An 11,308-nucleotide genomic window follows, 5' to 3' on the forward strand; every position below is an offset into this window, starting at 1 on the left:
GCCTCTCCTTACCAGGCCATCAGGCCGGTGGCCACGTCCGCCCCGCCCGCGCGCGCCATGCCGATGGCGGCGGCCAGGACCAAGGCTACAGCGAGACCGTCCACCCGATCCATCACACCGCCGTGACCGGGGATCAGGTGGCTGGAATCCTTCACACCGAAATGGCGCTTCAAGGCGGATTCGAACAGGTCCCCCGCCTGGGATCCGACCGCCAGGACCAGAATGACGACGGCCAGCACGGCGCTCGCCCGGAATCCGCCGATCTCGGCGACCGCCAGCCCGCCCGCCACCGCGCCCACGAGCCCGCCGAGCGCGCCCGACCAGGTCTTCTTCGGCGACACGCGCGGCCAGAGCTTCGGCCCGCCCACCGAGCGGCCGACGAAATAGGCGGCGCTGTCGGCCGCCCACACCACCACGAACACGAAGGCCAGCGCCACGAGGCCGTTGGTCGTCTCGCCCGGCGCGCCGTTGCCGCGCAGCACGATGGCGGCGACGCCCGGCAGGGCCGCGTAGACGATGCCGGCGCCGAGCCAGGGCAGCTTGCGGTCCATGGCGCCGAGGAGCACCAGCACGCCCGTCACGGCCGCGATCGCGGCGATCGACGACACCGGGTCCCAGATGGACGCGAACACCGACACGGCGACGAGCACGAGGCTCGCCTTGTCGGCGGCGCGGGTCTGAAACGGGCCCGCCATGGCGTTCCATTCGTGCAGCACCAGGCCGGCGCCGATCGCCACCAGGCCGGCGAACACGTAGCCGCCGGCCACCACCGCGCCCGCGGCGATCGCCATCATGACCAGCGCGGACGCCAGGCGGAGCGGCAGGTCCGAACGGGGCCGACGCGGCTCCTCGGGCTGGCCCGCGGACATGCTCAGACCTCTGCCCCGACCTTGAGCCCGCCGAACCGTCGGTCGCGGGCGTAGAAGGCTTCCAGGGCGTCGTCGAAATGGTCGGCCGAGAAGTCCGGCCAGAGCACCGGGGAGAAGTAGAACTCCGCGTAGGCGGCCTGCCAGAGCAGGAAATTGGAGAGGCGCTGCTCGCCGCTCGTCCGGATGATCAGGTCCGGGTCCGGGATGCCGGCCGTGTCGAGCCGCTCCCCGATGGTCGCCTCGGTCACCGAATCCGCCGAGAGCCGGCCGGCGGCGATGTCGGTCGCGATCGACCGCATGGCCCGGGCGATCTCGTTGCGGGCGCCGTAGTTGAACGCGACCACAAGCGTCAGGCCGTCGTTCCCGGCGGTGCGGGTCTCCGCCTCCTCCAGAAGGCCGAGGATGTCCGCCGGCAGGTCCGACCGTTCGCCGATCACCCGCACCTGGACGTTGGACGACACCAGTTCGGCGAGGTCACGGCGCACGAAGACCTTGAGGAGCAGCATCAGCGTCTGCACCTCCTCCAGCGGCCGGCTCCAGTTCTCCGACGAGAAGGAGTAGAGCGTCAGGTAGCGGACGCCCACCTCGCCGGCGTGTCGGACGATGTCGCGGAGCGTCTGCACGCCGCGTCGATGGCCCTCCGTGCGGGGCAGGCCCTTGGCGCGCGCCCACCGCCCGTTGCCATCCATGATGATGGCCACATGGGCGGGAAGCCTGGCCACATCCCGGGCCGCTGGTCTGATCACTGGTTCACTCGTCGTCATGGAGCCCCCGGGGGTCGCACGGCCGCCGCCCGCAGCCATGCGTCCGCACCACGCGTGGCAAGCCTGTGTCCCTCAGACCTGCATGATTTCCTGTTCCTTCTGGGACAGGAGCTTGTCGACCTCGGCGATGGTCTCGTCGGTCAGTTTCTGAACCTTCTCGGAATAGGAGCGGCTGGAATCCTCCCCGATGAGGCCTTCCTTCTCCAGTTCCTTCAGTTCGTCCATACCATCACGGCGCACGTGGCGCACGGAAACACGGGTCGCCTCGGCGTACTTGTGCGCGATCTTGACCATTTCCTTGCGGCGCTCGGTGTTGAGCTCCGGAATCGGCAGGCGCAGCAGCGTGCCTTCCACGATCGGGTTGAGGCCGAGGTTGGACTCGCGGATGGCCCGATCCACCGCGCCCACCATCTGCTTGTCCCACACCTGAACGGAGAGCATGCGCGCCTCCGGAACGCTCACGGTCGCCACCTGGTTCAGCGGCATGGTGGAGCCGTAGGCCTCCACCACGATCGGATCGAGCAGGCTCGCCGACGCGCGACCGGTGCGCAGGCCCGACAGTTCGTTCTTGAAGACGCTGATCGCGCCCTGCATGCGCCGCTTCAGGTCGCCGAGGTCGAATTCGTCGTCAGCCATGGTTCCTATCCTTCCCTGGAGCCGCCGGAGCCCGGCGGCGGACCGCCCGCCGATGCCCGGGGCGGCTCACCGCCCGACGGCCCGGCGCATGGGACGGTCATGGAGTCACGATGGTCGCGCGACCGCGCCCGAGCAGGACGTCCACGAAGGAGCCCGACTCGTGAATGGAAAAGACGATTACCGGAATACGATTGTCGCGAGCAAGCGCAATTGCCGCCGCGTCCATCACGGCGAGACCGCGCGAGAGCACCTCCTGGTGGGTCAGCGTCTCGTACCGGGTGGCGGTCGGATCCTTCTTCGGATCGGCGCTGTAGATGCCGTCCACCTGCGTGCCCTTGAGGAGGGCGTCGCAGTTCATCTCGGCGGCCCGGAGCGCGGCGCCGGAATCGGTCGTGAAGAACGGGTTGCCGGTGCCGCCGGCGAACACCACCACCTTCTTCGCCGCGAAGGCCGCGTCGGCGCCGCGCTGGGTGAAGGTGTCGCACACGGTCGGCATGGCGACCGCCGAAAGAACCTCCGACGGCACGCCCCTGGCGGCGATCGCCGAGCGGATCGTCAGCGAGTTCATCACCGTCGCCAGCATCCCGAGGTGGTCGCCGGTGGTCCGGTCGCCGCCCTCCGCCGCCACCGAGACGCCGCGGAAGATGTTGCCGCCGCCGACCACGATGCCGATCTCCACGCCCAGCCGGTAGGCCTCCACCACCTCGGTGGCGATCCGGTCCACGACGGCGCCGTCGATGCCGTAGCCCTTGGCGCCCATCAGGGCCTCGCCGGACAGCTTCAAGAGGACGCGCTTGTAGATCGGCTGGTCAGCCATGCGGTATTACTCCGAGGGAGACGGGAAGACGCGGCGATCAGAATAGCCGCTCGGTCCGCCGATGGCACCGCCTTATCGACTGTCGCGGGCCGTTTTCTCGGGCGGATCATGTCGACGGATGTTGCCGGATACGCTTGGGGCGCCGGCTTGGCCGACGCCCCAGGTCTCGTCCGATGCTCAGCCCTTGCCGGCTGCCGCCGCGACTTCCGCGGCGAAATCGGTCTCTTCCTTCTCGATGCCCTCGCCGAGAGCGAAGCGCACGAAGGCCGCCACCTTGATCGGCGCGCCCACGGTGGCCTCGGCGGCCTTCACGGCCTGCTCGACGGTCTGGTCCGGGTTGATCACGAACGCCTGCTTCAGGAGCGTGGACTCCTCGAAGAACTTGCGGATGCGGCCCTCGACCATCTTCTCGATGACGTTGGCCGGCTTGCCGCTTTCCTTCGCCTGTTCGGCGAAGATCGCGCGCTCGCGCTCGACCACGGCCGGGTCGATCTCGTCGGCGGACAGCGCCAGCGGGTTCGTGGCGGCCACGTGCATGGCGATCTGCCGGCCGAGCTTCATCAGCTCGTCCGCGTTGCCGGTGGACTCCAGCGCCACCAGCACGCCGATCTTGCCGAGGCTGTCGGCGATCGCGGAGTGCACGTAGGGGGCGACCACGCCGGCGGGAACCGACAGCGCCTTCGACCGGCGGAAGGTCATGTTCTCGCCGATGGTGGCGACCAGTTCCTTCACCTCGTCCTCGACCGTGTGGCTCTTGCCCGGATAGGCGGCCGCGGCGGTGGCGTCACGGTCGCCGCCGTTCTTCACGGCGACAGAGGCCACGTTGCGCACGAGGCCCTGGAAGGCCTCGTTGCGGGCCACGAAGTCGGTCTCGGAGTTCACCTCCACGACGGCCGCGGTGGCGCCGTCGAGGGCGACGCCCACGAGACCCTCGGCCGCCACGCGGCCGGCCTTCTTGGCCGCCTTGGACAGGCCCTTGGCGCGCAGCCAGTCGACCGCGGCCTCCAGGTCGCCGCCGGTCTCGGTCAGGGCGGTCTTGCAGTCCATCATGCCCGCGCCGGTCTTCTCGCGGAGCTCCTTCACCTGTGCAGCCGAGATGCTCATCGGATCCTCTTCCATGTCGTGAACGGCGGTGCGGCGGCCGCTCGTCCGTCGGGGCCAGAACGCGTGGTCCGACCCTCGTGGGATCGGCCATGCTCCAGGATGTCGCGTCGTCGGGCGGCCCTCGCGGAGCCGGACCGAAGAGCCGGGACCGCAAAAGCCGCTAGCGCTTGAAGCCGACACCCTGATGACGCCGAACGGCGGGCGCCGACACGGGAAAAACTCGGGTCGGTCAGGAAAACGGCGGGCGAACCGACAAGGGTCCGCCCGCCGCGTGAACGATCAGGAGGGGCGCCCCTGGTCAGGCGGCGGCGTCGTTGGCCTCGGCGAGAGCCGGCTCCTCGACGACGATCTCCTCGGCGGCGCCGATGTCGATGCCCATCGAGCCCTGGCCGCGCGAGATGCCGTCGATGGCGGCGCGGGCGACCAGATCGCAGTAGAGCGCGATGGCGCGGCCGGCGTCGTCATTGCCCGGCACCGGGTAGGTGATGCCGTCCGGATCGCAGTTGCTGTCCAGGATCGCGGCGACCGGGATGCCCAGGCGGCGGGCCTCGTCGATCGCGATCTTCTCCTTGTTGGTGTCGATCACGAAGATGAGGTCCGGGGTGCCGCCCATGTCCTTGATGCCGCCGAGCGCGCGCTCCAGCTTGTCGCGCTCGCGGGTCATCACCAGGCGCTCCTTCTTGGTGAGGCGCTGGGCGGCGTCGCCGTTCAGCGTCTCGTCGAGCTTGCGCAGGCGCTGGATCGAGGCCGAAATCGTCTTCCAGTTGGTCAGCATGCCGCCGAGCCAGCGGGCGTTGACGAAATACTGGGCCGACATGCGGGCGGCGGCGGCCACCGGCTCCTGGGCCTGGCGCTTGGTGCCGACGATCAGCACGCGGCCGCCACGGGCGACGGTGTCCGACACCGCCTTCAGGGCCTGGTGCAGCAGCGGCACCGACTGGGCGAGATCGAGGATGTGCACGTTGTTGCGCTCGCCGAAGATGTACGGCTTCATCTTCGGATTCCAGCGGTGGGTCTGGTGGCCGAAGTGGACACCGGCCTCGAGCAGCTGGCGGAGAGTGTAGTCAGGCAGAGCCATCAGAAACGGTCCTTGTTTTCCGGTTCGACCTCCGCGGGACTTCGGTTGATGAGCCCGGACCTCGACGAGGCCCGGCAACCGACCGGACGGACGCGCACGACGACGTGCGCACCCGCGGCTCCCGCGTGTGGGATGGCGCGGCATATAGGATAGGTGCACCGGTCATTGCAAGTGTTTCCGGCCGCCGACGCCCCCCAAGAGGCGCCGCGGCGGCCCACAGCCGGCCGGGACCGGCGGCCCGCGCCGACCCACGATTGCCGTATCGACGGCCTCGGGCCACCGCGTCCGCCAGAGCCAACGGCCGGGCACACGCGGCCGCAGACACCCGATGACGGATGCTCGCGACCGAAAGCGGCCGCCGCCGGCGCGCGCTCCGCCGGGGCCGGCGAGCGTGTCAGCCCTTCAGCGTCGCGGCCTGCTCCACCCACTTCTCCCGCTCGATCCGGCCTGGAAAGGCCAGATAGGTGCCCACCCACTTGGCCTCGTCGGTGGACCAGGCGGCGATCTGGTCGAAGTGGTAGATGCCGAGGGCGTTGAGCCGGGCCTCGTTCAGCGGACCGATTCCCTTGATCTTCTTCAGGTTGTCCGGCTGGCCGTCGCGCGGGCCGGCGAGCGGGTTGGGCCGCACGCCCACCTGGTCGGCGCTCGCCGCCTTCTCGGCGTCGATGATGCCGTCCGCCGGCGCGACAGGCTCGGCCGCCGCCTCGTCCGCCGGAGCGACCTCGGCGGCCACCGGCGCAGCGGCGATCGGCTGAGGCGCCGCCGGAGCGGTCGCCTCGACGGGCGCGGCGACCGGATCCGTCGAGATCCAGGCGGGCGCCTCCGGCGTCTCCTTGCCGCCGGACGCCGCCGGCGCGGCGGCTTCCACGCCGGTCGTCGGCGCGGCCGGGACTGCGGCGGGCATCTCCTCGGCGGGCACCACGACCGGCGGTTCCGGAGGCGCCACCACGGTGGGCTCCACCCGGGGAGCCACCGCCACGATCGGCGGGGCGACCGGCGCGGGCGTCGGAGCCGGGGAGGGCTCCAGGGCCGCGCGGGCGTGACCATGGCCGCCCGCCGCCGCAGCCGCCCCCGCCAGCGCGGGCCCTCGGCCGTAGCCGGCGGCGAACATGTGCTTGGCCCCGATCCCGACGAACAGGCCCAGCGCCGTCGTCAGCAGCAGCAGCACGAAGGACTCGACCACAAGCCAGACCATGGTGACACCCCCTTCCCTATCCCGTGGTTCGACCCGAGGGCCTCGCTCAGCTTTCGCTTGAGGGCCGGGCCGTGAACCAGCCGATCAGCACCCCGAGCGCCAGTGCGATGGCCACATAGGGCCAGAGCGCGAACGTCAGATAGATCATGTCATCCTCCCCAGGCCTTTATCGCCGTCGCCGTCGCCCCCATGCGACGCGGTCACGGCGTGGTCGGTCGGACCGTGATGGCGATCCGCCGATCGGATGCGGCCGGTCCGGGCGCGGGCGCCAGGGCTTCCACGCCGGCCGACTCGATGCTTTCCAAAGGTATCCCCGTCGCGTTGAAGAATTGCGCCACCGCCGCCGCCCGCTCCTTGGCGAGCATGTCCACCGGCCCGGGGGCGTCGCTCATGGCTTCGACGCGGACCGTCACGCCCTGGCAGCGCTGCAGCACGGCGGCCACCCGGTCCACCAGCCCGTGGCTCTCCTCCGCGATCGCGCCCGATCCCGTGTCGAACCGGATCGCGTTGGTGGCGAGCACGGCGTCGACCAGCGGCTGGCAGGCGGTCGCCGGCACCGGCGGTTCCCGCTTGGCGACGCTGATCGAAGCGTCCAGCCGATAGCCCGACGGCAGGTCCGTGGCGACGTCGGTGGAAAGCCGCGTCGCGCCCACCCCCGTGAAGGCCTTGCCCTGAACGGTCACGACCGAGCCGTCCACCTCCACCTTGCCGGTCGCCAGCAGGGAGGCGGCATGGACCGCCGCCACGACCGCGTCGGTCGCGCCCGCCGGCAGGCCGGGAAACTCTTCCAGGCTCATCTTGACGTCGACGGCGCCGAAGCTCCGGCGCACCGTCTCCGACACGGCGTCGCGCGCCGCGGCGTCCGCCACCGTGCCGGAGATCACCACCGTGTCGAGAGCGCGCTCCACCGTGAACCGCAGGGCGGCCGGCGCGTCCACGGTGACCCGCCCCTTCTTGACCGCCGGCGGCAGCGCCTGGTCGAACGCGGACGTCACGGTCGCGGCCGTGCGGGCGCTCGTACTCGCCCCCGTCAGCGACAGCGTCTCGCCCTCCAGCCGGACGGAGCCGCCGTCCAGCCGCGCGATCTGGTCCGCCGCGAAAGCCGCGACGGCCTCCAGGTCGACCCCCGCCGGCAGGCCGGCCGCCAGCTGGGTGCGGTCCGCTACCGCGAGATCGCCCGAGACCGATTCCGCCACTTCGCGGATCGCCGTGCGGGCCGCCTCGCTCGGCACGAAACCGGCCACCACGAGGCTGTCCTCGGTCTTCTCCAGCGACCAGACGAACGGCGACACCACCGGCGGCGTCACGGTGGAGGTCACCGTGTAGCCTTCCGGCGTCGCCGAGGCGACGAGCGCCTCCAGCTCCAGAAGATCCGCGCTGGTCGCCGCCGAGCCGGAGATCGTGATCTGGCGGTCGGCCAGCGACGCCGTCCCCGCCGACACATGGTCGAGCGCCTGGATCGTGAAGCTCGCCGCGCCCGGATAGCCGTCCGGAGCGCCGTCCGCGAGCGTCGCCTCCACGACCGCGTTGTTCGGGCCCGCCACCCGGGTCGCCTCGGACCTGAGCCCGGCGAGCACCGCGTCCGTCGGCACGAACCCCGTCACGGTCAGCTTGTCGCCCGACCGGACGGCCGCGAGCGTATAGGGAGCGACCACCGGAAGGCCGACGTTCGCCTCCACCTGGAAGCCGGCCGGCTTCCAGGCGGCCAGATGGGCGTTCAGCATTCGCCAGGACGCCGGGTCCGCCGCCACGCCGGACACGATCACCCGGTCGCCCGAGATGTCGATCCGCCCGGTGGCGAGCTGGTCGAGAAAGTCGATCGCCGCCGCGGCGGTCTCCACGAAGCCGTCGGGGGCGCCCGACGCGAGGTCGACCCGGTCGCTCACGGGATTGAGGCCCGCCGCCGTGCGGGCGAGCCCGAACAGGCGGTTGCGCGCGTCCGGGTCCGGCGCATAGCCGGAGACGGCCACGCCGTTCGGGTCGATTTCGGCCGTGAAGCTGAACGGCGCCGCGATCGGGCGCACCACCGTGGTGGACGCGAGCGTATAGCCGGCCGGCAGGGCGGGCGGGACCTGAAGCCGCCCATAGGCCTCGTTCGAGGCGGCCTCGCCCTCGATCGTCACCGTGGTGTCGGACAGGGTGATGACGCCGGATTTCAGCTCCCCGAGGATGGGATAGAGCGTCTGCAGCACCTCGGCGAAGCCGCGCTCCGGCGCGCCGCGGGCGAGCCTCAGGCGGTCGTTGTAGGCGAGGTTCGGCACCGCGGTCGTGAACGCCGCCATCATGCGGGCGCGCTCCGGCACGGACGGAGCCGATCCCTCCAGCGTCAGCACGCCGTTCTGGCGGACCATGCGGACCACATAGGGCGTCTGTTCCGGCAGGAGCTCCACGTCGTCCGTGTCCACGTCACGGACGCCGAACAGCCGCTCCACCCGGTTTTCCGCAAGTTCGCGGGCCGACGGCGTGGGCGCCGCGCCCGTCAGGGTCACGTCGCGGCCGTTGACCTCCAGCCCCGCCCAGGACGTGACCTCCGGCGCCAGCGCCGCGCCGGCCCGCTCGCGGATCGACTCCTCGATGTCGCCGCCCTTGATAGCGACGGCCGCGACCGTCAGCACGGCGGCGACAGCCGTTACGGATGCAGCCTGGACCTTCCAGCCCGCCATGAATGCCCTCCCCCAACCTTTCCGCCACGGCCCGAACGCGCCGCGGCCGCGTTGGGGCGAGCCTATGTGCAGGGTGAGACGCGCGCAACTCGTCTGGAGGATGATGGATGCGGCATTATCGAACACGATGCGTGTGACGGCCGCGACAGCCGTCGGCCGACCAGAGCATCGGCCGCGAGATCCTGCGCGGGCGTGACCCGGATCTCATCGAGACGTGCGGGCGACCCCGCCGGCACGCGCCCAACCCGCCACCGGGTTACCCAGGCCCGACAAGCGAAACCGACCCGCCGCATGCGAACCCAGCGGCACAGCACAAGTCGCCAAACCATCAGCCGGTGGAATCCGGCGACAAATTCGTCGATCGACCAGGGTTCAGCCTGACCTGACCCCACCCTTCCCGGACCCCGTCCATCGTCCGAATCCGCCTGCCGCCGAAACGCAAAAGAGCCCGGCGCGAGGCCGGGCTCTCCTTGGCAGACCGCCGAGGCGGACGCCAATCCCTGATTACCAGGTGCGGGACAGCTGGAGGAGACCGGTGAACTCGTCGCCGGCTTCCTCGTAGACCACTTCCGACGTCAGCACGAGGCCGGACGCGACCGCGAAGTCGGCACCGACGGTCACGCCGTAGGTGTCGTCGGCGCCGGTCGTCGAGTCGATCGTGTAGCCGAAGTTCGCGTAGGCGGTGATCATGTCGGTCGCGGCGTAGGAAGCGCCGACCGCGAGGAAGAGGTCTTCCGCCGCGTCATCGTAAGCCACGGAGGCCGCAGCGCTCAGCTCGTCGGTCACGGTCAGTTCCGCGCCGGCCTTCACGAAGAAGGATTCGGTCGCGTCGGAGTAGGACGCCGCGATGGCAGCCTCACCCCACGGCTGGTCGGAGATGCCGACGATGCCCTGGATTTCGAAGTCGTCGGTCGTGCCCGCGTCCAAAGCGGTGCCACCGGCGATCGCCTGAAGACCGGCGTAGAAGCCACCACCCAGGTCGTCGACCATCACGCCGGCGAGCAGGTCGGTCGAGCCGAACTTGTTGCGGTCGGTATCGCCGTACACGGCGCCGAAGCCGTCGAAGAAGTCCGCGGCGAAACCGACGGTCACGTAGCCGAGCTGGATGAAGGCCTTGCCGACTTCGATGCCTTTGCCAGTCTTTTCCGTCTTCAGCTCGAGGAACGAGCGCAGAGCGCCGTATTCGGTCCCGTTGCGGGCGTCGAACTGGACGCGGCCGTCGACGGCGAAGCCGACGTCGTCGTCGAAGTCGATGTCCGCCTTGGCGCGCACGCGGCCGGAGATGTCCAGGCAGGTCTCGGTGCCCGGAATGTAGAAGAAGCCCTTGCCGAAGGTGTCGCACACCTTCACGTAGTCGACAGCGGCCGGAACCGGCTCGCCCGGCAGATCGGCGGCGTAACCGGCCGACACGGTCATCAGGCCGGCGGCGGTGCCGAGCATAATGGTCTTGATGTTCATCACATGACCTCCAAAGACTACCCGAGGAGGAACCAGCTCCGCCGTTCACGCTCTTCGCTCGCCGAACTTGGCGACCGTGACCGCTACCCAGAAGCGAGTCCCGTTCTCTTCCGCCGGGAAGAAGTGGAGGGTGTCTCCGACCTTCGGCCCGCAGGAAGTTCGATCTGAACTGTCAGATCTTGCAGGTCATAAATTGCCGATGGAGACCTAACGATCAACGACCATCCGGCGCCGGCCGGTGGAGAAGGCGCGGACGAACAGCCGCTGTTGCGAAAACGCAACGCGGTATGCATTTCTTGCAATTCTTTGTGTGGTTTTTGCGCCTCAGGGAAGCGCGCGGATCACCCGCTCAGCACGACGCCGGCTCATATGTTGCGGCTCGGTATCACCGATTCCGTTCCAGGAATCCGGCCGGCGGCGCGAGGCCGACCTCCGGGATTCACTGCGCGCGAGAGAATCGTCCGTGCGTGCGAGAGAATCGTCCGTGCACGAAAAAGCCCGGCATCGAGCCGGGCCTTCTTCGTTCTCGATCATGCGAAAAGAAAAAAGGCTCGGCCGAAGCCGAGCCTTTCTCCGCCAGTTCCCTTTGGAGGGGGGACCGTATTACCAGGTACGGGACAGCTGCAGGACGCCCTGCAGGGAGTCTTCGTCGTCGATCTCGGCGTAGGACACTTCACCGGTGAGCACGAGGCCCGAGGTGACGGTGTAGTCCACACCGACGTTG

8 protein-coding genes and 1 pseudogene are annotated in these 11,308 nt (G+C 69.9%); all 9 read right to left on the reverse strand.

Annotated features, from left to right (window positions below; translation table 11 throughout):
- Positions 1-8: 8 nt before the first annotated feature.
- Positions 9-869 (reverse strand): phosphatidate cytidylyltransferase, encoded by an 861-nt coding sequence (locus HND91_RS13675; protein ID WP_181707126.1) that lies wholly within the window; start codon positions 867-869, stop codon positions 9-11.
- Between the two features lie 2 nt (positions 870-871).
- On the reverse strand, positions 872-1,612 hold the full coding sequence (locus HND91_RS13680; protein WP_343057340.1) for an isoprenyl transferase: 741 nt from the start codon (positions 1,610-1,612) through the stop codon (positions 872-874).
- 93 nt (positions 1,613-1,705) lie between these two features.
- Entirely contained in the window at positions 1,706-2,269 is a 564-nt protein-coding gene (gene frr, locus HND91_RS13685) for a ribosome recycling factor (RefSeq protein ID WP_181707128.1), read from the reverse strand.
- A 97-nt stretch (positions 2,270-2,366) separates the two neighbouring features.
- Positions 2,367-3,086, reverse strand: a complete 720-nt coding sequence (gene pyrH / locus HND91_RS13690; protein WP_181707129.1) for a UMP kinase — start codon at positions 3,084-3,086, stop codon at positions 2,367-2,369.
- A gap of 177 nt (positions 3,087-3,263) precedes the next feature.
- On the reverse strand, positions 3,264-4,190 hold the full coding sequence (tsf, locus tag HND91_RS13695; RefSeq protein WP_181707130.1) for a translation elongation factor Ts: 927 nt from the start codon (positions 4,188-4,190) through the stop codon (positions 3,264-3,266).
- 334 nt (positions 4,191-4,524) lie between these two features.
- A pseudogene (gene rpsB, locus HND91_RS13700) lies at positions 4,525-5,268 on the reverse strand (30S ribosomal protein S2); the annotation flags it as partial.
- Between the two features lie 394 nt (positions 5,269-5,662).
- Positions 5,663-6,463 (reverse strand): hypothetical protein, encoded by an 801-nt coding sequence (locus HND91_RS22790; protein ID WP_246329465.1) that lies wholly within the window; start codon positions 6,461-6,463, stop codon positions 5,663-5,665.
- A 200-nt stretch (positions 6,464-6,663) separates the two neighbouring features.
- Positions 6,664-9,126, reverse strand: a complete 2,463-nt coding sequence (locus tag HND91_RS13710; RefSeq protein ID WP_181707132.1) for a BON domain-containing protein — start codon at positions 9,124-9,126, stop codon at positions 6,664-6,666.
- A gap of 504 nt (positions 9,127-9,630) precedes the next feature.
- Positions 9,631-10,584: a porin gene (locus HND91_RS13715; protein WP_181707133.1), complete on the reverse strand. Its 954-nt coding sequence runs from the start codon at positions 10,582-10,584 to the stop codon at positions 9,631-9,633.
- Positions 10,585-11,308 lie beyond the last annotated feature (724 nt).

Origin of the sequence: Chthonobacter rhizosphaerae (assembly GCF_013839525.1) — a bacterium.
Classification (GTDB): Bacteria; Pseudomonadota; Alphaproteobacteria; order Rhizobiales; family Pleomorphomonadaceae; genus Chthonobacter; species Chthonobacter rhizosphaerae.

Coding starts and splice junctions, on each gene's coding strand:
- HND91_RS13675 (WP_181707126.1), bottom strand. CDS start 869: ATGTCCGCGGGCCAGCCCGAGGAGCCGCGTCGGCCCCGTTCGGACCTG.
- frr (WP_181707128.1), bottom strand. CDS start 2,269: ATGGCTGACGACGAATTCGACCTCGGCGACCTGAAGCGGCGCATGCAG.
- pyrH (WP_181707129.1), bottom strand. CDS start 3,086: ATGGCTGACCAGCCGATCTACAAGCGCGTCCTCTTGAAGCTGTCCGGC.
- tsf (WP_181707130.1), bottom strand. CDS start 4,190: ATGAGCATCTCGGCTGCACAGGTGAAGGAGCTCCGCGAGAAGACCGGC.
- HND91_RS22790 (WP_246329465.1), bottom strand. CDS start 6,463: ATGGTCTGGCTTGTGGTCGAGTCCTTCGTGCTGCTGCTGCTGACGACG.
- HND91_RS13710 (WP_181707132.1), bottom strand. CDS start 9,126: ATGGCGGGCTGGAAGGTCCAGGCTGCATCCGTAACGGCTGTCGCCGCC.
- HND91_RS13715 (WP_181707133.1), bottom strand. CDS start 10,584: ATGAACATCAAGACCATTATGCTCGGCACCGCCGCCGGCCTGATGACC.